The sequence below is a fragment of the Bradyrhizobium sp. 141 genome (assembly GCF_023074055.1).
Lineage (GTDB): Bacteria > Pseudomonadota > Alphaproteobacteria > Rhizobiales > Xanthobacteraceae > Bradyrhizobium.
The window spans coordinates 132,855-159,133 of record NZ_JADPKR010000053.1; the positions used below are offsets into that span (position 1 = coordinate 132,855).

Annotated in this window: 27 protein-coding genes and 1 other RNA gene; 13 read left to right on the top strand and 15 right to left on the bottom strand. The window is 65.1% G+C overall.

Annotated features, from left to right (window positions below; translation table 11 throughout):
* Positions 1-38 precede the first annotated feature (38 nt).
* A complete protein-coding gene (locus IVA81_RS15130; RefSeq protein WP_247319390.1) occupies positions 39-683 on the top strand; it encodes a DUF805 domain-containing protein in 645 nt (214 codons plus the stop codon).
* Complete coding sequence (dapE, locus tag IVA81_RS15135; RefSeq protein ID WP_247319394.1) at positions 680-1,858, top strand: succinyl-diaminopimelate desuccinylase; 1,179 nt, start codon at positions 680-682, stop codon at positions 1,856-1,858. Before IVA81_RS15130 ends, dapE begins: the two co-directional genes overlap by 4 nt.
* A gap of 139 nt (positions 1,859-1,997) precedes the next feature.
* Here dapE and IVA81_RS15140 read toward each other — a convergent pair whose 3' ends face one another.
* From IVA81_RS15140 to def, 4 genes are all read right to left on the bottom strand, one after another.
* Positions 1,998-2,333 carry a GIY-YIG nuclease family protein gene (locus IVA81_RS15140; protein WP_247319397.1) on the bottom strand — a complete coding sequence of 112 codons (336 nt, stop codon included), beginning with the start codon at positions 2,331-2,333 and terminating at the stop codon, positions 1,998-2,000.
* Positions 2,334-2,356: 23 nt separating this feature from the next.
* Positions 2,357-3,094 carry a tRNA pseudouridine(38-40) synthase TruA gene (truA, locus tag IVA81_RS15145; RefSeq protein ID WP_247319400.1) on the bottom strand — a complete coding sequence of 246 codons (738 nt, stop codon included), beginning with the start codon at positions 3,092-3,094 and terminating at the stop codon, positions 2,357-2,359.
* Positions 3,094-4,017, bottom strand: coding sequence for a methionyl-tRNA formyltransferase (gene fmt / locus IVA81_RS15150; protein WP_247319403.1), 924 nt, complete (start codon positions 4,015-4,017; stop codon positions 3,094-3,096). The genes truA and fmt overlap by 1 nt, the downstream gene beginning before the upstream one ends.
* A gap of 139 nt (positions 4,018-4,156) precedes the next feature.
* Positions 4,157-4,681 carry a peptide deformylase gene (gene def / locus IVA81_RS15155; protein WP_247319405.1) on the bottom strand — a complete coding sequence of 175 codons (525 nt, stop codon included), beginning with the start codon at positions 4,679-4,681 and terminating at the stop codon, positions 4,157-4,159.
* A 169-nt stretch (positions 4,682-4,850) separates the two neighbouring features.
* On the opposite strand from def, the gene rmuC reads away from it, so the two are divergent.
* Together rmuC and IVA81_RS15165 are read left to right on the top strand one after the other, a co-directional pair.
* On the top strand, positions 4,851-6,050 hold the full coding sequence (gene rmuC / locus IVA81_RS15160) for a DNA recombination protein RmuC (protein ID WP_247319408.1): 1,200 nt from the start codon (positions 4,851-4,853) through the stop codon (positions 6,048-6,050).
* A gap of 185 nt (positions 6,051-6,235) precedes the next feature.
* Positions 6,236-7,597, top strand: a complete 1,362-nt coding sequence (locus IVA81_RS15165; RefSeq protein ID WP_247319413.1) for an MFS transporter — start codon at positions 6,236-6,238, stop codon at positions 7,595-7,597.
* A 124-nt stretch (positions 7,598-7,721) separates the two neighbouring features.
* Here IVA81_RS15165 and IVA81_RS15170 read toward each other — a convergent pair whose 3' ends face one another.
* The 5 genes from IVA81_RS15170 to ffs form a co-directional block, all read right to left on the bottom strand.
* Entirely contained in the window at positions 7,722-8,159 is a 438-nt protein-coding gene (locus tag IVA81_RS15170) for a hypothetical protein (RefSeq protein ID WP_247319416.1), read from the bottom strand.
* A gap of 30 nt (positions 8,160-8,189) precedes the next feature.
* The gene (recR, locus tag IVA81_RS15175) at positions 8,190-8,792 is read right to left on the bottom strand and encodes a recombination mediator RecR (protein ID WP_247319428.1); all 603 of its coding nucleotides are present in this window, start codon (positions 8,790-8,792) and stop codon (positions 8,190-8,192) included.
* A gap of 1 nt (position 8,793) precedes the next feature.
* Positions 8,794-9,114, bottom strand: a complete 321-nt coding sequence (locus IVA81_RS15180) for a YbaB/EbfC family nucleoid-associated protein (RefSeq protein WP_247319429.1) — start codon at positions 9,112-9,114, stop codon at positions 8,794-8,796.
* Positions 9,115-9,144: 30 nt separating this feature from the next.
* Complete coding sequence (locus IVA81_RS15185; protein ID WP_247319431.1) at positions 9,145-10,971, bottom strand: DNA polymerase III subunit gamma/tau; 1,827 nt, start codon at positions 10,969-10,971, stop codon at positions 9,145-9,147.
* A gap of 94 nt (positions 10,972-11,065) precedes the next feature.
* An RNA gene (gene ffs, locus IVA81_RS15190) (signal recognition particle sRNA small type) lies at positions 11,066-11,162 on the bottom strand.
* A 182-nt stretch (positions 11,163-11,344) separates the two neighbouring features.
* Here ffs and IVA81_RS15195 point away from each other — a divergent pair.
* The 9 genes from IVA81_RS15195 to IVA81_RS15235 all read left to right on the top strand — a co-directional run bounded on the left by IVA81_RS15195 (position 11,345) and on the right by IVA81_RS15235 (position 18,892).
* A complete protein-coding gene (locus IVA81_RS15195) occupies positions 11,345-12,190 on the top strand; it encodes a transporter substrate-binding domain-containing protein (protein WP_247319433.1) in 846 nt (281 codons plus the stop codon).
* Between the two features lie 189 nt (positions 12,191-12,379).
* Complete coding sequence (locus IVA81_RS15200; RefSeq protein WP_247319435.1) at positions 12,380-13,042, top strand: amino acid ABC transporter permease; 663 nt, start codon at positions 12,380-12,382, stop codon at positions 13,040-13,042.
* Complete coding sequence (locus IVA81_RS15205; RefSeq protein ID WP_247319437.1) at positions 13,039-13,833, top strand: amino acid ABC transporter ATP-binding protein; 795 nt, start codon at positions 13,039-13,041, stop codon at positions 13,831-13,833. The genes IVA81_RS15200 and IVA81_RS15205 overlap by 4 nt, the downstream gene beginning before the upstream one ends.
* A complete protein-coding gene (locus IVA81_RS15210; protein WP_247319440.1) occupies positions 13,833-14,588 on the top strand; it encodes an SDR family oxidoreductase in 756 nt (251 codons plus the stop codon). The genes IVA81_RS15205 and IVA81_RS15210 overlap by 1 nt, the downstream gene beginning before the upstream one ends.
* The gene (locus IVA81_RS15215) at positions 14,585-15,712 is read left to right on the top strand and encodes a muconate cycloisomerase family protein (RefSeq protein ID WP_247319452.1); all 1,128 of its coding nucleotides are present in this window, start codon (positions 14,585-14,587) and stop codon (positions 15,710-15,712) included. Before IVA81_RS15210 ends, IVA81_RS15215 begins: the two co-directional genes overlap by 4 nt.
* A 274-nt stretch (positions 15,713-15,986) precedes the next feature.
* Entirely contained in the window at positions 15,987-16,406 is a 420-nt protein-coding gene (locus IVA81_RS15220) for an HIT family protein (protein ID WP_247319454.1), read from the top strand.
* A gap of 10 nt (positions 16,407-16,416) precedes the next feature.
* A complete protein-coding gene (nudC, locus tag IVA81_RS15225) occupies positions 16,417-17,355 on the top strand; it encodes an NAD(+) diphosphatase (protein ID WP_247319457.1) in 939 nt (312 codons plus the stop codon).
* Positions 17,356-17,361: 6 nt separating this feature from the next.
* The gene (locus IVA81_RS15230) at positions 17,362-18,285 is read left to right on the top strand and encodes a sugar kinase (protein ID WP_247319459.1); all 924 of its coding nucleotides are present in this window, start codon (positions 17,362-17,364) and stop codon (positions 18,283-18,285) included.
* A gap of 97 nt (positions 18,286-18,382) precedes the next feature.
* Positions 18,383-18,892 carry an Lrp/AsnC family transcriptional regulator gene (locus tag IVA81_RS15235; RefSeq protein WP_247319468.1) on the top strand — a complete coding sequence of 170 codons (510 nt, stop codon included), beginning with the start codon at positions 18,383-18,385 and terminating at the stop codon, positions 18,890-18,892.
* 158 nt (positions 18,893-19,050) lie between these two features.
* On the opposite strand, the gene IVA81_RS15240 is transcribed toward IVA81_RS15235, so the two are convergent.
* From IVA81_RS15240 to IVA81_RS15265, 6 genes are all read right to left on the bottom strand, one after another.
* Complete coding sequence (locus IVA81_RS15240; RefSeq protein WP_247319469.1) at positions 19,051-20,550, bottom strand: phosphomannomutase/phosphoglucomutase; 1,500 nt, start codon at positions 20,548-20,550, stop codon at positions 19,051-19,053.
* A gap of 161 nt (positions 20,551-20,711) precedes the next feature.
* Positions 20,712-21,059, bottom strand: coding sequence for a HepT-like ribonuclease domain-containing protein (locus tag IVA81_RS15245; protein WP_247319471.1), 348 nt, complete (start codon positions 21,057-21,059; stop codon positions 20,712-20,714).
* Positions 21,049-21,345 (bottom strand): nucleotidyltransferase family protein, encoded by a 297-nt coding sequence (locus IVA81_RS15250; RefSeq protein ID WP_247319473.1) that lies wholly within the window; start codon positions 21,343-21,345, stop codon positions 21,049-21,051. Before IVA81_RS15250 ends, IVA81_RS15245 begins: the two co-directional genes overlap by 11 nt.
* Positions 21,346-21,407: 62 nt before the next feature.
* Positions 21,408-21,920 (bottom strand): TIGR02281 family clan AA aspartic protease, encoded by a 513-nt coding sequence (locus IVA81_RS15255; RefSeq protein ID WP_247319475.1) that lies wholly within the window; start codon positions 21,918-21,920, stop codon positions 21,408-21,410.
* Positions 21,921-22,212: 292 nt separating this feature from the next.
* A complete protein-coding gene (hrpB, locus tag IVA81_RS15260; protein WP_247319476.1) occupies positions 22,213-24,687 on the bottom strand; it encodes an ATP-dependent helicase HrpB in 2,475 nt (824 codons plus the stop codon).
* 118 nt (positions 24,688-24,805) lie between these two features.
* Positions 24,806-26,122, bottom strand: coding sequence for a UDP-glucose/GDP-mannose dehydrogenase family protein (locus IVA81_RS15265; protein ID WP_247319478.1), 1,317 nt, complete (start codon positions 26,120-26,122; stop codon positions 24,806-24,808).
* Positions 26,123-26,279 lie beyond the last annotated feature (157 nt).

Here is a 26,279-nt window from a genome sequence, read left to right on the forward strand (position 1 = left end):
ACTCTTCGGGCGGCCTCCACCGTCCGGAGCGCTCTCGGATGGACTGGACCTGGTACCTCTTCCGCGTCGACGGCCGCATCAACCGCGCTTTGCTGTGGCAGGCGCTGCTGATCGTCGCGGTGCTGGCAGCCTTGCTGGGAACCATCGGTCAGCTGGTCCACCTCGTCAGCGCCGAGGGATCGTCGAAGCTAACCATCAAGCTCGATTTTGACTTCGGCCTCGACGACCTCTTCAGTCTGGTCGATCCACGGGCCTATCGCTCGCTGGCGTCCGTTGACCGCACGGATCTGATCCTGAAGTCGTCCGGCCTGGCGCTGTTCTCATGGATTTTCCTCGCGACGGGCATCAAGCGGCTGCACGATCGGGACAGGAGCGGTTGGTGGATCGTTCCGTTCTTTTTCGTACCCGGCCTGTTCAGCCAGTTCTCGGACCTGCTGCCTGACTCCAACTGGATGCTTCCGTTCGGCCTGACCGCTTCCAGCCTGTGGCTGTGGGGCTTCGTCGAGATGTTCTGCATCCCCGGCAGTATCGGCGACAATCGGTTCGGCCCCGATCCGCTCGCCGACATCGAGGACGGCTCCGCCGCGCCCCCTGTCAAAAGCTGGGACCAGAGCCACGAGATCGAATTTGTTCCGCCCCGTGCTAGCCCACCCGGCGGCATGCATGTTAAGCGGGACGCATGACCGATGCTCTCTCCATTGCCCGCGATCTCATCCGCTGCCCCTCGGTAACCCCTGAAGATGCCGGTGCGCTCGGGGTGCTCGAAAAAGCCCTCAGCGCCGCCGGCTTCACTTGTCATCGCGTGACGTTCAGCGAGGAAGGCACCGCCGACGTCGACAATCTCTATGCGCGGATCGGCAACGACGGCCCGCACATCACTTTTGCCGGCCACACCGACGTGGTGCCGCCGGGCGACGAGAGCGCCTGGAGCGTCGGCGCGTTCTCCGGCGAGGTGAAGGATGGGATCCTGCACGGCCGCGGCGCGGTCGACATGAAGGGCGGCATCGCCTGCTCGGTCGCAGCTGTCCTGGAGCATCTCGCCGCCAATGGCGGCAAGCCGCGCAGCGACGGCCAAAAATCAGGCTCGGGCTCGATCTCGTTCCTGATCACCGGCGACGAGGAAGACGTCTCCATCAACGGCACCATCAAGCTGCTGAAATGGGCCGCCGAGCGCGGCGAGAAATTCGATCATTGCGTGCTCGGCGAGCCCTCCAATGTCGAGACGCTCGGCGACACCATCAAGGTCGGCCGCCGCGGCTCGCAGTCCGGCACGCTCGTCGTCGACGGCGTGCAGGGCCATGTCGCCTACCCACATCGCGCCTCCAACCCGGTGCCGGATATCTCGCGCCTGATCGTGGCGATCTCCGACGAGCCGCTCGACCATGGCAGCGCGCAGTTCCAGGCCTCCAATCTCGAATTCACCTCGGTGGACGTCGGCAACAAAGCGAGCAACGTCATTCCCGGCGAGGCCCGCGCGAAATTCAATATTCGCTACAACGACAACCACACCCAGGCGAGCCTGCGCGAGCTGGTCGAGACGCGTCTGACAAAAGCCTGCGGCAACCGCATCCGCGCCCGCATCGTCTGGGAACCCTCGAACTCCAACGTGTTCGTGACGAAGCCCGGCCCGTTCACTGATCTTGCGGTGGCCGCGATCGAGGAGGTGACGGGCCGCAAGCCGGAGCTGTCGACCTCTGGCGGCACGTCGGATGCGCGCTTCATCTCCAGCTATTGCCCGGTGATCGAGTTCGGCTTGGTCGGCCAGACCATGCATCAGGTCGACGAGCGCGTGCCGGTTAAGGATCTGGAGAAGCTGACGAAGGTGTATCGCGGGATGCTGACAAGGTATTTTGGGTAGGGCGCTGCTGCCGCCAAACCCTCCGCCGTCATGCCCGGGCTTGTCCCGGGCATCCACGTTCTTTGCCGCTGCATAAGGAAAGATCGTGGATGGCCGGGACGAGCCCGGCCATGACGATGTGGTGAGAGCTCGGCGCACTCTACTGGACGATCGTGTCGTAGAGATCCTTCCATTCGGGATTGTCCTTCAGGATCAGCCGGACTTTCCACGTCCGCGGCCAATGCTTGATGTTGTGTTCGCGCTGGATCGCCGTTTGGATGTCTTCGTAGCGCTCAAAGTAGACGAGCCGCTTGACGCCGTACTTCTTGGTGAAGCCAGGCACGAGTCCGTTTCGGTGTTGGTAGATGCGACGAATAATGTCGCTGGTCACGCCAACGTACAGAATACCGTTTGGCGCGCTCGCCAGGATGTAAACCCATCCACCTTGCATGGTCGCATGTTGACGCACGTGGATGGCCGGGACAAGCCCGGCCATGACGCCTGTGGCGGCATCACGCGCTAATAATCCACCTTCATTAGATACAGCCCGTCCGGCGGGGCGACGATGCCGCAGGCGGTGCGGTTGCGGGCTTCCAGTGCCGCGGAGAGATCGTCGGCGGTCCAGCGTCCGTCGCCGACCCAGACCAGCGATCCCACCATCGAGCGCACCTGGCTGTGCAGGAACGAGCGCGCCGAGGTGATGATCGTGATCTCGCGGCCGTTGCGCAGCACGTCGAGCTGATCGAGCGTCTTCTCCGGCGACCTGGCCTGGCACTCGGTGTCGCGAAAGGTCGTGAAATCGTGCTTGCCGAGCAGGCGCTGCGCTGCCGCATGCATCGCGTCGGCATCGAGCCGGCGCGGCACGCGCCAGGCGTGGCCGATGTCGAGGGCGAGATTGGCGCGCGTGTTGATCACGCGGTAGCGATAATGGCGCTTCACGGCAGAGAAGCGCGCCTCGAAACTATCGGGCACGATCTCGGCCTCCAACACCGCGATCGGATGCGGGCGCAGATGCGCATTGAGTCCGTCGCGAAAACGGCCCGGCGGAAACTGCTTGTCGACATCGACATGCGCCACCTGGCCGCGCGCATGCACGCCGGCATCGGTGCGGCCCGCGCCATGCACGCGCAGATCCGCACCGGTCATCGCCTTCACGGCCGCTTCCAGCGCGCCCTGCACCGAGGGCAGCGTCTCCTGCACCTGCCAGCCGAAGAACGGCGCGCCGTCATATTCGATGGTGAGCTTGTAGCGGGGCATCAACCGAACCGCATCGGCGGCTTGACGGGCACGCCACGCAAAAAGTCTGTGGCCTGCATCCGCGCCTTGCCCTCACGCTGCAGCTCGATGATGCGGATCGCGCCCTCGCCGCAGGCGATGGTGAGCTGATCGTCGAGCACCTCGCCCGGAGTGCCCGCCCCCTTGGCCAACTCACAGCGCAGGAGCTTTACGCGCGCATTCTCGAGCTCGGCCCAGGCGCCTGGAAACGGCGACAGGCCGTGAATGTGGCGCAGCACGGCGCGCGCCGGCTTGCTCCAGTCGATCCGCGCCTCGGCCTTGTCGATCTTGGCGGCGTAGGTGACGCCGTCGTCACTCTGCTTCTTGAGCTGGAGGCCGCCGCGGGCGAGCGCGGCCATGGCTCGCACCATCAGGTCGGCACCGAGCCGGGACAGGCGATCATGTAGATCGACCGCGGTCATGCTGTCCGTGATTGCGAGCCTCTCGGCCATCGCGACATCGCCGGTGTCGAGGCCGACATCCATCTTCATCACCATCACGCCGCTCTCGGCATCATCAGCCATGATCGCGCGATTGATCGGCGCCGCACCGCGCCAGCGCGGCAACAGCGAAGCGTGCAGATTGTAGCAGCCGAGCTTGGGCGCATCGAGGATCGCCTGCGGCAGGATCATGCCGTAGGCAACGACGACCGCGGCATCGGCGTCGAACGCACTGAACTCGTCGAGCGCTTCCTTGGTCTTCAGTGTCTTCGGCGTCAGCACGGGCACGCCGAGTTTTCGCGCGGCCTCCTCGACCGGCGTCGGCTGCAATTGCAGGCCGCGCCGCCCACCGGGCTTCGGCGCGCGGGTGTAGACGGCGACGATCTCGTGGCCATGCGCGACCAGCTCCAAGAGCGTCGGCACGGAGAAATCGGGCGTGCCCATGAAGATCAGGCGAAGGGGCATGTGGCGGCGACAATCCTCGAAAACGAGCAAGGTACCCGTCATGGCCGGGCTTGTCCCGGCCATCCACGTTCTTCCTGCTCGCGGCGGCAAAGAACGTGGATGCCCGGCACAAGGCCGGGCATGACGGCGGAGGACGTGACTACTCCGCGCGCTTGGCGGCTTTCTCGAACTTCTTGATCACGCGGTCGCGCTTGAGCTTCGACAGATAGTCGACGAACAGCACGCCGTTGAGGTGGTCGATCTCATGCTGGATGCAGGTGGCGTAGAGACCTTCGGCGTCCTCCTCGTGCACCTTGCCGTCGAGATCGGTGAAGCGGACGCGCACCTTCGCGGGACGCTCGACCTCCTCGTAATATTCGGGGATCGAGAGGCAGCCTTCCTCGTAGACGGACAGCTCCTCGGAGGACGCGATGATCTCGGGGTTGATGAAGACGCGCGGAAGCGGCGTGGTCTCGCCGTTCTCGTCGCGCTTGGCGAGGTCCATGGTGATCAGCCGCAGCGGCTGCGCGATCTGGATCGCGGCGAGGCCAATGCCGGGCGCGTCGTACATGGTCTCGAACATGTCGTCGGCAAGCTTGCGGATCTCCGGCGTGACCTTCTCGATCGGCTTGGAGACCAAACGCAGCTGCTTGTCGGGCAGGATGATGATTTCTCTGAGGGCCATGGCCGCGATTTAAGCCGCTGCCCTCGGCCGGTCAATGCGGCCAGGAACCCGTTAACGCTTCGCTAACCATAAAACTTCAAGCTTCGTTAACCATGAAAATCAGGGAGTTGTTAACCGCCGACGTTCCCTCTTCGTTCGCGCAGGCCCGCGAATCGGCTAGAAGGGCGACATGAACGAGATCATTTTCATGCTGGGCGACTGGCCGGTGCGCACGATCGATGCGCTGATCGGCTTCGGCACCCTCGTCCTCATCCTCCTGATGGTGATTGCCGTCGTGATCGCCCGCTCGGGCCGACGCGGCGCGGAACTCGCGATGGCGCACGCGATCCGGGCTGACGAGCTCGAGGAGCGCCTCAGCGAGGTGCTGCGCGCCCAGAGCGAATCCTCTGGAAGGGTCGACGCGATGACCCAGGCGCTGGCCGGCCGCCAGGCCGACATGGCGCGGGCGGTCAACGAGCGGCTGGATTCGGTGACCCATCGCGTCGGCCAGTCCATGGAACACTCGACCCGCAACACCATGGAGAGCCTGCGCGCGCTGCATGAGCGGCTCGGCATCATCGACAGTGCCCACAAGAACCTCACCGACCTCACCACGCAAGTAACCACCTTGCGCGACGTGCTCGCCAACAAGCAGTCGCGCGGCGCCTTCGGTCAGGCGCGGATGGAGGCGATTGTCCAGGACGGCCTTCCCAAAGGGGCCTACGAGTTCCAGTTCACGCTCTCGACCGGAAAAAGGCCGGACTGCGTCGTGTTCCTGCCGGACCAGCGCCCGCTCTGCATCGACGCAAAGTTTCCGCTGGAGGCGATGACCGCGCTGCACGACGCCCGCACCGACGAGGAGCGGCGCGTTGCCACGCAGCGCCTGCGCGTCGACGTGATGAAGCATGTCAGCGACATCGCCGAAAAATATCTCGTCACTGGGGAGACCCAGGAGATGGCGCTGATGTTCGTGCCGTCGGAATCGGTCTACGCCGAGATCCATGACGGTTTCGACGACGTGATCCAGAAGGCCTATCGCGCCCGCGTCGTGCTGGTGTCGCCCTCGCTCTTGATGCTCGCGATCCAGGTGATGCAGCAGATCATGAAGGACGCGCGCATGCGCGACGCCGCCGACCAGATTCGCACCGAGGTGATCAAGCTCGGCGACGATCTGGGGCGCCTGCGCGACCGCGTGCTCAAGCTACAGAAACATTTCGCCGACGTGAATGAGGACGTGCGGCAGGTGCTGATCTCCGCCGACAAGATCGAGAAGCGTGCCGGACGAATCGAAGAGCTCGATTTCAGCAAGGCGGATGCGCCGGAGGGACCGCATCTGGTCGCCACCAGTGCGCCGGAGCTGTTCCCGCGGAAGCTCCAGGCGGGGGAGTGAGGTTTCTTACCTCGCCCCGCTTGCGGGGAGAGGTCGAATTCGATCGCAGATCGAATTCGGGTGAGGGGGTACAGGTCTCTCGACCATCTCACGTGCGGAGAGAGGCCCCTCACCCCAACCCTCTCCCCGTAAGAACGGGGCGAGGGAGAAGAGGCACCGCCCCCAGAATCTGCTAACACCTCCCCATGACCGCACCCGACGCGACCTCTCCCGCCGCGACTCCCGCTTCCGCGCCCTCCTGGCGCGAAAGTCTTGCCGTGTACCTGCAGCCGCGGGTGCTGATCGTGCTGTTCCTCGGCTTCTCATCCGGCCTGCCGCTGGCGCTGTCGGGCTCGACGCTGCTGGTGTGGATGGCCGAGGCGGGGGTCGATCTTGGAACGATCGGGCTGTTTGCGCTGGTGGGCACGCCCTATACTTTGAAATTCCTGTGGGCGCCGCTGGTCGATGCGCTGCATGTCCCGCTGTTCACGCGTGCTCTCGGGCGTCGCCGTGGCTGGCTGGTGTTTTCGCAGCTGCTGCTGATCGGCGCTATTCTGCTGCTGGCGCTGACCGATCCGGCGCGCTCTCCGTTGTTCGTCGCGCTTGGCGCACTCCTGGTCGCGACCATGTCCTCGACGCAGGACATCGTCGTCGATGCATTCCGCGTCGAGAGCCTGCCTGAAAGCGAGCAAGCGGCGGGTATGGCCGCCTATGTCGCGGCCTACCGCATCGGCATGCTGATATCGACTGCAGGCGCCTTGTTCATCGTCACGGGCTTCGAGGCGATCGTCCCTCGTGGCGCCGCCTGGATGTGGGGCTATGTGGTGATGGCGGCTTTGGTGCTGATCGGCACGATGACCGCGCTCGCCGCCACGGAGCCGCCCCAGTCGCTGCGCGCCGAGGCCGCCACGCAGGCAGACGATGCAGTAACGCGGGTGCTCCATGCCGCGTTCGGCGCATTCTCGGAATTCTTGCAGCGCAAGGAAGCGTGGGCCGCACTTGCCTTCGTCGTGCTGTTCAAATTCACCGACGCGTTTTCCGGTAACATGACCGTGCCGTTCGTGATCGACATCGGTTTTACCCGCAACGACTATGCGATCATCGTCAAGGGCGTCGGGGTTATCGCCACTCTCGCCGGCGGATTCGTCGGCGGCTATGTGGCGCGGCGCTATCCGCTGGCGGTCAGCCTGTGGATCGGCGGCATCGTGCAGGCGATGTCCAACCTGTCGTTTTCGTGGCTGGCGCTGGTCGGCGTCAATGAATGGGCGCTGACCCTCGCAATCACGTCCGATAATTTCTGCAACGCGATCGGCACCGTGATCTTCGTCGCTTATCTGTCGGCGCTGTGCCAGAACCCGCTGCACACCGCGACTCAATATGCGCTGCTGACTGCGTTGGCCGCCGTCGGACGCACCTATTTGTCATCGGGCGCAGGCTATCTGGCGAAGGCGACGGGCTGGCCGATGTTCTTCGCGATCTCCGTCCTCGTCGCGATCCCGAGCCTGATGCTGCTGGCCTGGTTGCAGAAGCGCGGGCATTTCGAGGCGCTGGGGCCGGTGCGGGTCTAAAGGTCTCGTAGGGTGGGCAAAGGCGCAACGCGCCGTGCCCACCATCGCGCCAGGAATTCGAAAGAGGACGTGGGCACGCTTCGCTTTGCCCACCCTACGGCAGATCGCCGTGAGGCCGCGCCCCCTACTGCTTCTTGATCAGGCTCCATTTCGTGATCACGGCCTCGCTCATCTGGCCGGGATCGCTGGCGCAGGCGATCTCGTCGACCTTGACCGAGATCTCCTTGCCGACGAACGATTTGAGCTGCGTGGCCTGCGCGTCGCTGGAGGTGACCAGCTGGAAGGTCTCCGGCCCGGTCTCGAGATTGCACAGCCCGTTCGGTGCCGGCAGGCGGCGCGGCTCGGAGGTGATCTGGTACATCGCGATCCGCTTGCCGGCCTTCTTGACGTCGCGCACCTTCATCGCGTTCAACTCGCCCGACAGCACGTCGCCGGTGTTGATCGGCTTGCCGGGCTTGGACGGCGGCGTCGCCTCGTCGCCCTGCTGCGCGGAGATGGCCGGGCTCACCAGCATCGCCATCGTCGCGACCAAAGCCAATCGTGTGGCGAAAAGTTTCGTCATGTCGTCCGTTCCGTGAGATATCTTGGATGGCTAGAACAGGGTCCGCTGCCGCATCGCTGCCGATAGCGTACCTTCATCGAGATAATCAAGCTCGCCGCCGACTGGAACCCCGTGGGCGAGCCGCGTCACCTTCACATTGGCGTCCTGAAGCAGGTCGGTGATGTAGTGCGCCGTGGTCTGGCCGTCCACCGTCGCATTCAGCGCCAGGATGATCTCGTGCACCTGCGAATCATGGGCGCGCGCGACCAGCGCGTCGATGGTCAGATCCTGCGGGCCGACGCCGTCGAGCGGCGACAATGTCGCGCCCAGCACATGATAACGCCCTTGGGTCGCATTGGCCCGCTCAAGCGCCCAGAGGTCGGCGACGTCGGCGACGACGACGATGATGGATGGGTCGCGCTTCGGATCGGTGCAGACGGTGCAGGGATTTTGCGTGTCGATGTTGCCGCAGGTCTTGCAGACCTCGACCTTGTCGAGCGCGACCTGCATGGCCGAGGCCAGCGGCATCATCAACGCTTCGCGTTTCTTGATCAGATGCAGCGCGGCGCGCCGCGCCGAGCGCGGACCGAGGCCCGGCAGCCGTGCGAGCAGCTGGACCAGCCGTTCGATTTCGGGACCTGCAACAGCGCCCATATTATTGGCCGAACAACCCCGGCGGCAGGCCGAGCCCACCGGTGAGAGCCTGCATCTTCTCCTGCATCGCGGCCTCCGCCTTGCGGCGCGCATCGCCCATGGCGGTGACGAGCAGGTCTTCCAGCACCTCGCGCTCTTCCGGCTTCATCAGCGACGGATCGATCTTGATGCCCTTGACGTCCATCTTCGCGGTCATACGCACGGCAACGAGGCCGCCGCCGGAGATGCCGTCGACTTCCACGTTGGCGAGTTGCTCCTGCATCTCCTGCATCTTGGATTGCAGCTGCGCCGCCTGCTTCATCATGCCGAGAAAATCAGCCATGGGTGCGTGTCCTTGGAAAGAAAGAATGGCTCAGAGATCGTCGTCGCCGTCGGAACCGTCGGGCGGATCGTCACTGCCATAGTCAGCGTTTATATTGGCTTCCGGCGTCTCGGGGGCAAGCCTGCGGACCTCGACGACCTTCGCGCCGGGGAAGCGCGACAGCACCTCCTGCACGCGCGGATCGGCCTCCGCGGTCCGCGCATGCTCCTGCTTGGCGGCCTGGTTCACCGAGCGCAGCGTTGGCTGGCCCGCCTCATTCGAGACAATCATGGTCCAGCGCCGGCCGGTCCACAGCTCGAATTTCTTCGCGAGCTCGGAGATCATGGTCTTGGAGGCGTTCGGCTCCAGCGCGACCTCCAGCCGGCCCTCCTCGAAACCGACGAGGCGCATGTCGCCTTCGAGCGCGCTCTTGGCCATGATGTCGCGCTTCTGCCCGGCGAGCGCCACGAGCTGGGTGAAGCTTGTGACGCGCAGCACCGGCGCTGTGCCCTGCGGATCCGGCGCCGGTGCCGCCATTTGCGGCCGGGCTCCGCCACCGCCGAACGCAGACGGCGACGACGTCGGCATACGAACAGGCGCTGCGGAAGCCACCGGCGCGGCCGGCGCAGTACTGCGCGCAGCACCGCCCCCGCTCACGACCGGCGAGCCGCCGCCGTTCTGCTCCAGCATCTTGATCGCTTCGTCCGGCGTCGGCAGGTCGGCGACATAGGCAATGCGCACCAGCACCATCTCGGCGGCCGCAGCGGGACGTGTCGCGGCCTGCACCTCGGTGATGCCCTTGAGCAGCATCTGCCACATCCGCGACAGCACGCGCATCGAGATTTTTGAAGCGAACTCCTTCGCGCGCACGCGCTCGGTCTCGCCATAGGCGACGTTGTCGGCGGTCGCCGGCACGATCTTCACACGGGTGACGAAATTGACGAATTCGGCGAGGTCCGAAAGCACGACGATCGGATCGGCGCCGACGTCGTACTGGTCGCGGAACTCCTTGAACGCGGCCGCGATGTCGCCTCGCGCCAGCGAATCGAAGAGGTCGATGACGCGGGTGCGGTCGGCCAGGCCCAGCATCTGCCTGACCGCATCGGCCCTCACCTGCCCAGCGGCATGCGCGATCGCCTGGTCGAGCAGCGACAGCGAATCACGCACAGAACCTTCGGCGGCGCGCGCGATGATGCCGAGCGCCTCCGGCTCGATCTCAACATTTTCTTTCGTGGCAATATTGGCGAGGTGCTTCATCAGCACGTCCGCCTCGACGCGGCGAAGATCAAAGCGCTGGCAGCGCGACAGCACCGTGACCGGAACCTTGCGGATCTCGGTGGTCGCGAACACGAATTTGGCGTGCTCCGGCGGCTCCTCCAGCGTCTTCAGGAAGGCGTTGAACGCCGCCGTCGACAGCATGTGGACTTCGTCGATGATGTAGACCTTGTAGCGGGCGCTGGCCGGCGCATAGCGCACGCTGTCGTTGATCTGGCGAACGTCGTCGACACCGGTGTGCGAGGCCGCGTCCATCTCCAGCACGTCCATGTGCCGGCTTTCCATGATTGCCTGGCAATGCACGCCGAGCGTCGGCATGTGGATGGTCGGGCCCTTCACCGAACCATCAGGCATCTCGTAGTTGAGTGCACGGGCCAGGATGCGCGCGGTGGTGGTCTTGCCGACGCCGCGGACGCCGGTGAGGATCCAGGCCTGCGGAATGCGCCCGGTCTCGAACGCATTGGAGACGGTGCGGACCACGGCCTCCTGGCCGATCAGATCATCGAAACTGGAGGGGCGGTATTTGCGCGCCAGCACCCGGTAAGGCGCGTTGGCGGCCGGGCCGGCGCTGTCGGGGTTGGGAGGGGCGCCAGCGTCGGTCATCGGTCGATCCGCAATGAAATGTCTCTTGGCCGGCTTTTGCGGAAAGGAGCGCGCTGGCGGCTGGTGCCGCCGGCGCAATTCGCTCGAAAAACAGGTAGGAGACTGACGAGCGACCCGATCCGGACCTCGTTAGGGCTGCTTCCTTCCGGACCTGACCCGGTTGGCGAGTGGCTCGTCCACCGCCAATCTCCCGGTCCCTATTTGGGGCCAAAAGGACCGGAAAGCAAGCGGCTATCGCCCTTCGTCGCCAGCGCCTGCCCAGCATCCGGGCAATTCCCGATCTGCCCAGCCGATAGGCTGTGCTTTCACTGATTGTGCTGCCTTGGTATGAACCTGCCGGAACCTGTCCCAACCAGAAAAGCGATTGATCCCAATGGTTACACGTCGTGATGTTGCATCGATTGTCGGACTTGGCGCGATGACGGCGGCCGCGCTGGCTTCGCCGGCGGTGGCCCAGACCGCCGATTCGAATGAATCGACCTTCGCCCGCATCCGCCGGACCAAGAAGATGCGCATCGGCGCGGTCGGCGGCGGCGCCCCCTATTACATGAAGGATCTCTCCAGCGGTCAGTGGAAGGGCTTTTACATCGACATCGCCAAGGGTCTGGCCGACGACATGGAGGCCGAGCTCGAGATCACCGAGACCACCTGGGGCAATTCGGTGCTCGATCTGCAAGCCAACAAGATCGACATCTTCTTCGGCCTCAACCCCACTCCGAAGCGCGCGCTGGTGGTCGACTTCTCGGTCCCGGTCTTCAACAATGCCTTCGCCATCCTCTGCAAGAAGGACTTCAAGCCGAAGAGCTGGGCCGAGCTGAACTCGCCCGACATCAAGATCGCGGTCGACCAGGGCTCCTCGCACGACCAGGTCGTCAGCCGCCTGACGCCGAAGGCGCAGATCACGCGGCTGAAGACCGCGGACGACGCCACCGCCGCGCTGCAGACCGGCCGCGTCGACGCGCAGTGCCTGATCACCATGCTGTCCCTGACCGTGCTGAAGAAGAATCCCTCGCTCGGCCAGCTCGTGCTGCCGACGCCGATCTTCGCGACGACGTCGAATGCCGGTTTCCGCCGCGAGGCCGACAAGACCTGGCGCGACTACGTCAACACCTGGATCGACTTCAACAAGGGCCTCGGCTTCATCCGCAACGCGATCATCACCAACATGGAGCTGGTGGGCGTGACCGAGGCGGACATTCCGCCGGGCGTTTCGCTGTAAGTGATCCGTTTGGGGCAAGCGCGAGCCGCGGGCACCGCTCCTCTCCCTCTCCCGCTTGCGGGAGAGGGCCGGGGTGAGGGCGTCTCCGCTGGCAAGATTCCCCCTGAGGACAGAGCCCTCACCCGCATCGCATCTTCGATGCGATGCGACCTCTCCCGCAAGCGGGAGAGGTGAAGCAAGAAAGCACGCATGTATCAGTGGGACTTCGGCATCCTCTGGACCTATCGCTGGCTGTTTCTCAACGGGCTTGGCGTCACCGTCGGCTTCACCGTGGTCATCGTCGTGTGCGGACTGCTGTTCGGCCTGTTAGGGGCGTTCGGCACCCTCTCGCGCTTCAAGCCGCTGCGTCTTCTCGCGCTCACCTTCATCGAGGCGTTCCGCTGCACGCCGATCCTGGTGCAGCTGATCTGGTTCTATTACGCACTGCCGATCCTCGCCGGTGTCGAGATGACGCCGATCACGGCCTCGGCGCTGGCGCTCTCGCTCTATGGCGGTTCGTTCTATTCGGAGATCATCCGCGGCGGTATCATCTCGATCGACCGCGGCCAATCCGAAGCCGGTGCCGCGCTCGGCATGACGCCGGTCCAGACCATGCGCCGCATCGTGCTGCCGCAGGCGATCAAGCGCATGATCCCGGCGCTGATGAACCAGTCGATCATCCAGTTCAAGAACACCTCGCTGGTCTCGGTGCTGGCGGTGCCCGACCTCGTCTATCAGAGCCAGGTCGCCGCCCATGACAGCTACCGGCCGCTGGAGACCTACACCGCCGTCGCGGTCGCCTATGCGGCGATCCTGATTCCCCTGACCATCCTCGTCCGCCGCGGCGAGAAGCGACTGGCGGTCAGCGAATGAGCGAAACGTCAAAAATCGAGATCCGCAGCCTTCGCAAGAGCTTCGGCAACAACGAGGTCTTGAAGAACATCAATCTCGACGTCGCCAAGGGCGGCGTCGTCGCGCTGATCGGGCCATCAGGCTCCGGCAAGTCGACCCTGCTCCGCTGCATCAATCTCCTTGTCGTGCCCGACGGCGGCAGCGTCCGCGTCGGCGATACGCGCTTTGCGTTCGGCGACGGTTCAAAACTCCCGGACGTGAGGACGCTGGCAAATTTCCGTGCCACCACCGGCATGGTGTTCCAGCACTTCAATCTGTTCCCGCACATGACGACGCTCCAGAACGTGATGGAGGGGCCGGTCACGGTGCGGCGCATGGCCAAGGCCGACGCGGAGACGCTCGCGCGCGCCCAGCTCGCCAAGGTGGGCCTTGCCGAGAAAGCCGACCAGTATCCGGCGACGCTCTCCGGCGGACAGAAGCAGCGCGTCGCGATCGCACGCGCGCTGGCGATGGAGCCCGATGTGATGCTGTTCGACGAGGCGACCTCCGCGCTCGATCCCGAACTCGTCGGTGAGGTCTTGAACGTGATCCAGCAACTGGCGTCCGAGGGCATGACCATGGTGATCGTGACGCACGAGATCGCCTTTGCCCGCGAAGTCGCCGACCGCCTCATCTTCATGCGCGACGGCGTCGTGGTAGAAGAAGGCCCGGCGCGGCAGGTGATCGACAACCCGCAGGAAGCCGCGACACGCGCCTTCCTCAACCATTTCCACCGCACCGGTGCATTGCCGCCGGCCACAACGGCATCGTGATGTCCGATATCAACCGCGCCTATCTCGTCACCGGTGCCGCCAGCGGCATCGGCCGTGCCACCGCAAAATTGCTCGCGGGCCCCGGCACCGCGCTGCTACTGCACACGCGCTCGAACGCAGAAGGTCTCGACGCCACCGCAGCGGATGCCGAAGCGAAGGGCGCCGTTGTCTCAAAGTGCCTTGGCGATCTTGCCGAGGCGGCCGCCGCCACCGATGCCGTCGCTGCCGCTAAAGCCGGCTTCGGCCGGCTCGACGGATTGATCCTGGTCGGCGGCCACGCTCGCCGCGGCAGTGCGATCGGCACGCCGGCGGATCAGTTCCGGCAGGCGATGGATGAGTCCGCCCTCGCCTTCACGCGAATGGTCGCTGCCGCGCTTCCGCTCCTTCGCGCAGGGCGCAATGCGCGGATCGTCGCGGTATCGTCGTTCGTAGCCCATGCGATCCGGCCCGAATTCGCGCCCTTCGCAGCGACGGCTGCCAGCCGCGCCGCACTGGAAGCGCTGGTGCGGCTCACCGCGATTGAACTGGCCAGCGACGGCATCACCGTCAACGCGGTCGCGCCGGGCCTCATCATCAAGGACAAGCCGGGCGAGAGCCGGCTGTCGCCCGAGCAGATCGCCGCGACCGAGGCGCTGATCCCGATGCGCCGCCGCGGGCGGCCCGAGGAAGTCGCCGAGATCATCGCCTTCCTGGCGTCGCCCAAAGCATCCTACGTCACCGGCCAGGTCTGGCACGTCAATGGAGGCCTGACATGACCGAAGCAACGATCGAACGTCTCAGGCTGTTCCTGATCGAAAGCCCGATCAAGATGGCGCGCCTGCAGGGCGTCGGCAACGTCAAGGGCACGGTCAAGCGCGTGCTGGTCGAGCTCACCGCGAGCGACGGCGTCGTCGGCTGGGGCGAAGCGGCGCCGTGGGAGGTGTTCACGGGAACGCCTGAAGCCGCCTTCTCCGCGCTCGACATCTATCTGCGTCCCATCGTGCTCGGCAAACCGGTGCGCCGCATTCGTGCGCTGATGACCGAGCTGGACCGCGCGCTGGTCGGCCATGCCGAGGCCAAGGTTGCGATCGAGACGGCGCTGCTCGACATCGTCGGTAAATCATCGGGGCTATCGGTCGCTGACCTCCTCGGCGGCCGCGTGCGCGACACGATCCCGTTGTCGTTCTCGATCGCCGACCCGGATTTCGCCGCCGATCTCGACCGCATGCGGAAGATGGTTCCGGACGGCAACGTCATCTACAAGGTCAAGACCGGCGTGAAGCCGCATCGCGAGGACCTCGATCACCTCGAGGCGATTCGCAAGGAATTCGGCGATAAGGTCGACCTCCGCGTCGACTACAATCAGGCGCTCGCGCCGTTCGGCGCAATCAAGATCCTGCGCGACGTCGAAGAGTTCGCGCCGACCTTCATCGAGCAGCCAGTGCCGCGCAAGTTTCTCGACGTGATGGCGCAGCTCACCGCGGCGCTGGAAACGCCCGTGCTGGCCGACGAAAGCTGCTTCGACCGCCGCGACATGATGGAGGTGGTGCGCCGTGAGGCGGCCAATGCCGTCTCAATCAAGCTTATGAAGGCCGGCGGCCTGTTCGAGGCGCAGGCGATCATGGCCATCGCCGACATCGCCGGCCTGCCCGGCTATGGCGGCACGCTGTGGGAGGGCGGCATCGGGCTTGCCGCCGGCACACAGCTGATCGCGGCGACACCGGGCATCTCGCTCGGCTGCGAGTTCTACATGCCGCATCATGTGCTGACCGAGGATGTGCTGGAAGAGCGCGTCGCCAACCGCGGCGGCCATGTCGTGGTGCCCGACGGGCCCGGCCTCGGCATTCGCGTCAGCGAAGCCTCGATCCGCGCCAATGCGCGGGTGCTGGCGGAGGCGTAAGGAGGATTCAGCCGCGCGTTCCGCTTCACCTCGCCCCTCTTGCGGGGAGAGGTCGGAATTCAAACGAAGTTTGAATTCCTTGTGAGGGGGTACAGGTCTCTCGACGATCTCATCCGCGGAAAGAGGCTCCCTCTCCCCGTAAGAACGGGGAGAGGGAGAAGAAAGCGACGACCGTGTATGCGGTGACAGCGGGGCGCAATCCTTCCCCTATCGGAATCGCTGTCGTATGGTCGGACCAACAAGCCCGACCTCACCGGGCCATCCGGAAACACCTATGCCCGAACCCGCCTGGTCGCTGCATTCCCGCCTGAAAGACGACACCATCGACATCGGCGATTTGCCGCTGTCGAAGGTGCTGGTCATCAAGGATGCGCATTATCCCTGGCTGCTGCTGGTGCCGCGGCGCCCCGACGCGGTCGAGATCATCGATCTCGACGAGGTGCAGCAGGCGCAGCTGATGACGGAGATCTCCCGCGTCTCGCGCGCGCTGAAGGAGATCACCAGATGCGACAAGCTCAATGTCGCCGCGCTCGGCAACCTCGTGCCGCAGCTTCACGTTCACATCATCGCGCGCCGCACCAGTGACGCCGCCTGGCCACGGCCGGTCTGGGGCGTGATGCCGCCATTGGCGCATGACACCGCAGAGGTTCAGAATTTCATCAGCGCGCTTCGCCGCAAGATCTGGTTGGGTTGAAAGAGCAATAATGTCAGCATTCGACGCATTTCCGCTGGGGCAGCCGGCCTTCGTCACCAACATTCTCGACCGCGCCGCGCATCTGCGCCGCGACGACGAGAAGCTGTTCGCGATGGAGCAGAAGCCGACCTCGCGCGCCTATCTCGTCTACCGCGACTCGCTCCTGGTCAAGCGCGAGGGCGACAAGTTTCGCGCGCTGCTCTCGATCGACGAGGCGCTGAAGTGCGGCGCGAATCCCGGCACGATCTTCCTGGGGCTTCGCGACGGCGCCGCGATGTTCGGCATGGGCCTGTCGCAGGCTGCAGCCGAGAAGCTGGTGGGACGCGAGGACTACACTCTGACCGAGCTGCGCGGCATGGCGATGCAAGGCGCGATTCCCCCCGAGGAGCTCTCGGCGATCGCGATGGCAAAGTCGATGGTGAGCTGGCACCAGCGCCACGGCTATTGCGCCAATTGCGGCACCCGCAGCGCGATGAAGGAAGGCGGCTGGAAGCGCGACTGTCCGGCTTGCAAGGCCGAGCATTTTCCGCGCACCGATCCGGTCGTGATCATGCTGGTCGCCTCCGGCGACAAGTGCCTGCTCGGCCGCCAGAAGCAGTTTCCGCCGGGCATGTATTCGTGCCTCGCCGGCTTCGTCGAAGCCGCCGAGACCATCGAAGACGCGGTGCGCCGCGAGATCCTCGAAGAGTCCGGCATCAATTGCACCGACGTGCAGTATTACATGACCCAGCCCTGGCCCTATCCGTCGTCGCTGATGATCGGCTGCAGCGCGCGGGCCCTGAACGAGGACATCGTCGTCGATCGCATGGAGCTGGAGGACGCGCGCTGGTTCACGCGCGAAGAGGCCGCCTTGATGCTGACACGGACGCATCCGGACGGGCTCGCCGGCCCGCATCCCTTCGCGATCGCCCATCACCTGCTCGGCCGCTGGGTCCACCACAAGAGCTGACCGCCGATGGCGCTATCTGAGGCCGCGCCGCGCATCCTCTGCATCGGCATTCCCGTGCGCGACCTGACCTTTCGGGTCGAGGCCGTGCCCGTACGCGGCAGCAAGGCCAATGCCAGCCATCTCGCGGAGATCTGCGGCGGCAACGCACTCAATGCCGCGATCGCGATTGCCCGGCTTGGCGGCCGCGTTGCCTTCGCGGGACCGATGGGCGATGCTCGGGAGACGTCGAGCGGCTTCATCCTCGAACGCATGACCGCCGAAGGCATCGACACCAGCCATATCGTGCGCATGCCTGATGTGAGCACGCCCGTCTCGGCGATCATCATCGACGCGGCGGGTGAGCGGACGCTGACCATTTATCGCGATCCTGTTCTCTGGACGGTCAAGCTGCCCGATGCCGACGAGCTGCTCGACGATTGTCAGGCTGTCCTCGTCGAGAGCCGCTGCGCGGCGTTCACGATCTCTCTCTGCACCGAGGCACGCCGGCGCGGTATTCCCGTCATCGTCGGCGTCGACCGCGCGATGTCGTTGCAGGACGGCCTGCTCACAGCGGCCTCGCACCTGCTGTTCGCCAGCGAGCAGATGCAGGAGACGGCCGGCATCGCCGATGACGGCGAGGCCTTGAGGCTTCTCGCCAAGCTGACGCCCGCCTTCCTCGCCGCGACCCGCGGTCCGTGTGGCACGATCTGGCTGAACGAGGCGGGCGAGCTGGAAGAAACCGCGGCCTTCCCGGTCCAGGCGGTCGATACGCTTGGCGCCGGCGACGTCTTCCATGGCGCCGTCACGCTTTGCCTCGCCGAGGGTGAGGGCGTGCGGGAGGCGCTGCGATTCGCCGCGGCCGCCGCGGCGCTGAAATGCACCCGCCATGGCGGAGGCTTGGCGGCCCCTCAACGCATTGAAGTTGAAGGGCTTTTGCGAGGCGCGCTGTAGAGCGATTCCACTCTCCCGCCGAGATTATGGGCTTGCTGTGGAAAGATTTTCTCTATATCAGGGAAATCAGCCCCTGAAATGGAACAAAGTTCTTCAAATGACCGATGTCGCCGTCCAGATCCCCGAGACCAGCCGCCGCCTCGACGCCATCGACCGCAAGATTCTGATGGTACTCCAGGAGGATGCCTCGCTGTCCGTCGCCGAGATCGGCGACCGCGTCGGCCTGTCCTCGACCCCCTGCTGGAAGCGTATCCAGCGGCTGGAGGCCGACGGCGTGATCATCAAGCGGGTCGCCCTCGTCGACCAGAACAAGATCGGGCTCGGCATCTCCGTGTTCGTGTCGGTCGAAAGCTCCGACCATTCCGACGCCTGGCTGAAGAAGTTCGCCGAAGCCGTCAGCGCCATGCCCGAGGTGATGGAATTCTATCGCATGGCCGGCGACGTCGATTACATGCTGCGCGTCGTGGTCGCGGACATGCAGGCCTATGACGTGTTCTACAAGAAGCTGATCAGCGCCGTGCCGCTGAAGAACGTCACCTCGCGCTTCGCGATGGAGAAGATCAAGTCGGTCACCGCGCTGCCGATCCCGGCAGCGGTGGCGGCTTAGGTTTTACTTACTACTGGCGCGGCTTCATCGGTAGTCGTCATGGCCGGGCTTGTCCCGGCCATCCACGCGCATCTGCACAGAGAGAAGAACGTGGATGCCCGGGACAAGCCCGGGCATGACGGCGGAAGTTGTGGCTCGAGGCGTTCTCGCCTTTTATATCAAATCGTCTGATTGTACTCGCCCACCTCAGGATGCGTGCGCAGCACGCTGTTCACCATCTCGAACATGTCGTGCATGCGCTGCTCGGAGACCGGGCTCTCGACCACGACAACGAGCTCGGGCTTGTTGGAGGAGGCGCGCACCAGGCCCCAGCTGCCGTCCTCGACCGTGACGCGCACGCCGTTGACGGTGACGAGATCGCGGATCGCCTGGCCGCCGATCTTGGCGCCCTTGGCCTGCAAGCCTTCGAAGTGCTTCACCACCTGGTCGATGACGCCGTATTTGGTCTCGTCGGCGCAGTGCGGCGACATGGTCGGCGACGACCAGGTCTTCGGCAGTGCGTTTTTCAGGTCCGCCATGGACTTGCCCGGCGCGCGGTCGAGCATGTCGCAGATCGCGATCGCCGAGACCAGGCCGTCGTCATAACCGCGGCCATACGGCTTGTTGAAGAAGAAGTGGCCGGACTTCTCGAAGCCCGCGAGCGCACCGGTCTCGTTGGTGCGGCGCTTCATGTAGGAATGGCCGGTCTTCCAATAGGCAACCCTCGCGCCCTGCTTCTGCAGCACCGGATCGGTGACGAACAGGCCGGTCGACTTCACGTCGACGATGAATTGCGCATCCTTGTGGATCGCCGACATGTCGCGCGCCAGCATCACGCCGACCTTGTCGGCAAAGATCTCCTCGCCGGTATTGTCGACGACGCCGCAGCGGTCGCCGTCACCGTCGAAGCCGAGGCCGACATCGGCCTTGTGATGCAGCACCGCGTCGCGGATCGCGTGCAGCATCTCCATGTCTTCCGGATTCGGATTGTATTTCGGGAAGGTGTGGTCGAGCTCGGTGTCGAGCGGGATCACCTCGCAGCCGATCGCCTCCAGCACCTGCGGCGCGAACGCGCCGGCGGTGCCGTTGCCGCAGGCGGCGACGACCTTGAGCTTGCGCGTCAGCTTCGGACGGCTGGTGAGGTCGGCGATGTAGCGCGCCGGATAGTTCTCGTGGAATTGGTAGGAGCCGCCGGCCTTGTTCTTGAACTCGGCGCCCAGCACAATCTCCTTCAACCGCGTCATCTCGTCGGGGCCGAAGGTCAGCGGACGGTTGGCGCCCATCTTCACGCCCGTCCAGCCGTTGTCGTTGTGCGAGGCCGTGACCATGGCGACGCAGGGCACGTCGAGATCGAACTGCGCGAAATAGGCCATCGGCGTCACCGCCAGCCCGATGTCGTGCACCTTGCAGCCCGCCGCCATCAGGCCGGAGATCAGCGCATATTTGATCGAGGCCGAATAGCCGCGGAAATCGTGGCCGGTGACGATCTCCTGCTTGACGCCGAGCTCGGCAATCAGCGCGCCCAGCCCCATGCCGAGCGCCTGCACACCCATCAGGTTGATTTCCTTCTGGAACAACCAGCGCGCGTCGTACTCGCGAAAGCCGGTCGGCTTCACCATCGGCTCGGATTCGAAGGCGTAGGTGTTGGGCAGCAATACGGATTTCGGCTTGGGGAACATTGAGACGGTCTCGTGAAAAGGGGGGGCAGGATTTGCTGCAGCCTTAGCGAATGCCGGGCCGCAACGAAAGGCGGGAATGAAGGCTTATGGCCGTTAATTGCGGCAGTTTGGTAACGAAGGATGTGCCGACGTCACGATATAAATGTCTGACCAAAATGGGGCTAAGTCTGTAGCCGTGCAACCTCCTCTTCAAGGACTTCCCTGAGAGGCGGCAGAGCCTGTTGAACAGTCTCCCAGACGAAATGGGCAGCAACGTCTTCGTAGTTGTGTCGATAGACATTGCCCGCGGCCGCCATCTGCCTCCATGCGATGGCCGGATGCCTCGATTTCACATCATCGGAAAGCCGACGGGATGCCTCTGAAATAATCTCCAGGCATCGCGTAACCGCATAGACCGTCCGCAGGTCCGCCGCAAACGCATCGCGATCAAGACCTGCGGCGAACTCAATCGCCAAATCGATGTGATGCAAGATGTCCCGCAGAATCCCGTCGGTGCGATCAGAAGGCATAGACAGCGTCGGCCGTCGCAGCCGGAGCGACGTATGATTTCAGACCGTCGCGATTGACGACGTCAACCGGCTCGCCGAAGAGGTTGGAGATGTATTCTTTGAGCTCGACGTAGTCGAAGACCGTGATCCGCGCATCTGGATCAATCTCGACCATGATATCGACATCGCTGCCGGAGTGATTTTCACCCCTCGCCACCGAGCCGAACAACGCGGCATGCAAAACACCGCGCTCGCGAAGAGCGGGCTCGGATTTTCGCAGGATCGCTATCGCATCGGGGCCATTCATTGAGAGAATATAGCACCCTGTTTGGCCCGACGGGAGCCCCCATCAAAGGCCTCCGGGCGGGCCTACTGCTCCAGCACCATCTGGCCGTTGGCGTATTCGAAGCGCTTCAGGCGGGAGAGGAAGGAGAGGCCGAGCAGGTTCTCCGACAGCGCGGCATCGGGCAGCACCATGGCATCGACGTCGCGCACAATGAGGCCGCCAACATCGAGCATCGCGATGCGGGTGCGAGCGGCCTTGATGGTGCCGTTGGCGGTGGATACGGTGGCGTTGTACTCGCCGCGCGAGGGACGGAGGCCAAAGCGGGCGGCCGAGGTCTCATTCAGCGCAACCACGGAGGCGCCGGTGTCGACCATGAAGCCGATGCGCTGGCCCTCGATCCTGCCCTCGGTCTGGAAGTGACCACGGCCGTCGCGAGAAATGGCGAGGCTGCGGCCGCCGGTCGGTGCCGCGGCCGCGACAGCAACCGTCGTGCGCGGCGCTGACGTGGCGGACGCCGAGCTCATCTTGTCCGCCATCTGCGCCATGAAGGTGCCGAGGCCGATCATGACGGCCGCGAGGATCATAATGTTACGCATTACACCACTTCCGAGCCGAAAGCTCGATTTCACCACGCGACACGCCCGGCCGCGAGCGGAGCTGCGGCCGGAGCGCTGCTATTTTGACGAAAAGGATGAGCGGAGGGTTAATGCGGCCTCGCTGAACCCCTCACCGCACGTCATGCCCGGGGTTGTCCCGGGCATCCACGTTCTTTGTGCCGCGGAGCAAGCCGGGACAAGCCCGGCCATGACGATGTGGAGACTATGACGCCCCAAGTACAAAGCTCATATGCGATTGCCTTGCCGCCTGCGGGGCGAGGGCGAAGGCACCTCACGTCCCGCGCGGCTTCGCGCGTCGGGTGGGCACGGCGCTCGCCGGATCGTCCGGCCAGGGATGGCGCGGGTAGCGGCCGCGCAGGTCGGAGCGCACGGCAGCGTAGCTGCCGCGCCAGAAGCCCGGGAGATCGCGCGTCACCTGCACCGGGCGCTGTGCCGGCGATAACAGCTCCAGCACCAGCGGCACCTTGCCGGCCGCGATCGAGGGATGGGTGTTGAGGCCGAACAATTCCTGCAGCCGCACCGCGATGGTCGGTCCCTGCTCGGCCTCGTAGTCGATCGCGAGCACGCTTCCGGTCGGCGCCTCGAAATGCGTCGGCGCCTCGCGCTCGAGCCGCGCGCGCATCTCCCACGGCAGCATCGCCATCAGCGCGTCGGAGAGATCGCCCGGCGAGATATCCTTCAGCGCGATCTTGTCGTAGAGCGCCGGCACCAGCCAGTCCTCGCGCCGTGCGATCAATCCGTCATCCGTGAGATCAGGCCAGCTGTCGCCCTCGGCCTTGCGCAGGAACATCACGCGGTCGCGCCACTGCTTGGCCGCCTTCGACCAGGGCAGCCGGTCGAGACCGGCGGCGATCAAGCCGTCGGCGAAAATGCGCGCGGTTTCCTCGGAAGGTGACACTGCGAGGGTGGCTTCGGACAGCGTGATGGCGTGCAGCGCGCGCTTGCGCCGCGCACGCAGAGCCATCGCGCCGCGATCGAAGGAGATCTCGTCGGCGGTCTCGATGTGCTCGGCGAAATGCCGCTCGATCTCGCCCTCCGTGATTTGCGCAGCGAGCAGGATACGCCCGCTCGCCGCCGTTCCCGTCATCTCGCCGATCGCGATGTAGGGTGCGCGGGCGAGCGAGGAGGTCTGCTCGACGGCGGCGCCGCGGCCGTTGGCCAGCACGAAACTGCCATTGCCGCGGTTGCGCGCAACGCGGTCCGGGAACGCGTAGGCGAGCATCAAACCGGTCGAGAGGTCATCTTGTGGCCCCGCCTTCTCCGAAGCCGCCACCTGCGAGGCCCAGCGCCGCGCCAGGTCGCGCGCGCTCGACGCGCGCGGCGAGCGGTCGCGGCGGAACTGGTCGCGCCGGTGTTCGAGATCGACGCTGTCGCCGCCAAGCCCGCGCTCGGTGATGATGGCGGCGATCTCCGCCGCGGCTTCGCCCTCCCCGACGCGATGCGAATCCACGATCATGCGCGCGAGCCGCGGCGGCAGCGCCAGAGCACGCAGACTCTTGCCTTCCGCGGTGATGCGGCCGTCACCATCGAGCGCGTTGAGCTCGGTGAGAAGGCCTTTGGCTTCCTTCCAGGCCGGTGCGGGCGGCGGGTCGAGGAACGACAACGCTGTGGGGTCAGCGACGCCCCATTGCGCGAGATCGAGCACCAGCGAGGACAGATCGGCGCTGAGGATTTCCGGCTGGGTGTACGGCGCGAGCGAGGCCGTCTGCGGCTCGTCCCAGAGCCGGTAGCAGACACCCGGCTCGGTGCGGCCGGCGCGGCCGCGGCGCTGATCCACCGCCGCACGCGAAGCACGCACGGTCTCGAGCCGGGTCAACCCGATGTCCGGCTCGTAGCGCGGCACGCGGGCAAGACCGGAATCGACCACGATGCGCACGCCTTCGATGGTGAGCGAGGTCTCGGCGATCGATGTCGCCAGCACCACTTTTCGCGAGCCCTTGGGCGGCGGCGCAATGGCGCGGTCCTGCACGGCGGCATCGAGCGCGCCGAACAGCGGCACGATCTCGATCGAGGCGTCCTGCACGCGCTCGCTGAGGAAATTCTGGGTGCGGCGGATTTCAGCGGCGCCCGGCAGGAACGCCAGCACCGAGCCGCTATCGGCGCGCAGCGCGGATGCGATCGCATCCGCCATCTGCCGCTCCACGGGTGCGTCCGCCTTGCGGCCGAGATAGCGCGTGTCGACGGGGAAGGCGCGGCCCTCGCTCTCGACGACGGGCGCCTCGCCGAGCAGCTTTGCCACGCGCGCCCCGTCGAGCGTTGCCGACATCACAAGGATGCGCAGATCTTCGCGCAGGCCGGTTTGCGCGTCACGGGCCAGCGCCAGGCCCATGTCGGCATCGAGCGAGCGCTCGTGGAATTCGTCGAACAGGATGGCCCCGACGCCGGAGAGCTCGGGATCGTCGAGGATCTGGCGGGTGAAGATGCCCTCGGTCACTACCTCGATGCGCGTGGCGCGTGAGATCTTCGAGCCGAACCGGACGCGATAGCCGACGGTCTCACCGGGCCGCTCGCCCAGCGATTTGGCCATGCGGTCGGCGCTGGCGCGCGCCGCGATGCGGCGCGGCTCCAGCACGATGATCTTCTTGCCCCTGGCCCAGGGCGCATCGAGCAAGACCAGCGGCACCCGCGTGGTCTTGCCGGCCCCCGGCGGCGCCACCAGCACCGCGGCGTTGTTGGTCTCCAGCGTGCGCGACAAATCGTCGAGCACGGCATCGATCGGCAGGGGCGTGTCGAAGCTGCGGGGCAATGTTTATCCACTCGTCATGCCCGGCCCTGTGCCGGGCATCCACGTCTTGGACTAGAAAACAGACGTGGATGGCCGGGACAAGCCCGGCCATGACGGAATTATTCGCGGCAGCGAATCGTCAGCCCTGCACCGGCGGGCGGCCGACGCTGTCATAGGTGAAGCCGGCAGCTTCCATGTCTTCGGGGCGGTAGATGTTGCGCAAGTCGACGACGACGGGCTGCGCCATGATGGTCTTCAGCCGATCGAGATCGAGCGCGCGGAACTGGACCCATTCGGTGACGATGACGAGCGCATCGGCACCTTGCGCGCAGGAATAGGCGTCCTCGCAATAGGTGATGTCAGGCAGCTCGCCCTTGGCCTGCTCCATGCCGACGGGATCGAACGCCTTGACCGTTGCGCCCATGTCGATGAGACCCGTCACCAGCGGGATCGACGGCGCGTCGCGCATATCGTCGGTGTCGGGCTTGAAGGTCAGGCCGAGCACCGCGATGGTCTTGCCGCGCAGCGAGCCGCCGAGCGCCTGGCTCACCTTCCGCGCCATCGCACGCTTGCGGTTCTCGTTCACGGCCAGCACGGATTCAACGATGCGCAGCGACACGTCGTAATCCTGCGCGATCTTGATCAGTGCCTTGGTGTCCTTCGGGAAGCACGAGCCGCCGAAGCCGGGACCGGCATGCAGGAATTTGGTGCCGATGCGGTTGTCCAGGCCGATGCCGCGCGCGACCTCCTGGACGTTGGCGCCGGCCTTTTCGGAGAGATCGGCGATCTCGTTGATGAAGGTAATCTTGGTCGCGAGAAACGCGTTGGCGGCGTATTTGATCATCTCGGCGGTGCGACGTTCCGTGAACATCAGCGGCGCCTGGTTCAGCGAGAGCGGACGGTAGATGTCGCTCATCACCTTGCGGCCGCGCTCGTCGGAGGTGCCGACCACGATGCGATCGGGAAACTTGAAGTCACGGATCGCGGCGCCCTCGCGCAGGAACTCGGGGTTCGAGGCGACCACGACGTCGGCGTTGGGATTGGTCTCGCGGATGATGCGCTCGACCTCGTCGCCGGTGCCCACTGGCACGGTCGACTTCGTCACCACGATTGTGAAGCCTTGAAGCGACTGCGCAATCTCGCGCGCGGCAGCATAGACGTAGGACAGATCGGCATGGCCGTCGCCGCGGCGCGAGGGCGTGCCGACCGCGATGAAGACGGCATCGGCGTCCGCGACCGGCTTCTTCAGGTCGGTGGTGAAGTCGAGCCGCTTGGCCTTGACATTGGTCGCAACCAGCTCGTCGAGGCCGGGCTCGTAGATCGGGATCTCGCCGCGATGGAGCGCCGCGATCTTCTTCTCGTCCTTGTCGACGCAGGTGACGTCGTGACCGAAATCAGCAAAGCAGGCTCCGGACACCAATCCCACATAGCCCGTGCCGATCATCGCGATGCGCATGAAAATCCCTGTTTCAGAATGGTTAACAAAACCCCGACGCGGGGCGGTTTAGCATTTTCCCGAGGGGAGGGAACAGTCCGCAGACAAAAAAGCGGCATGGGAATTGATCCGGTAAAGAAGTCGGAAACCGCTGAGGCCCCACACTGCCCCACACCCG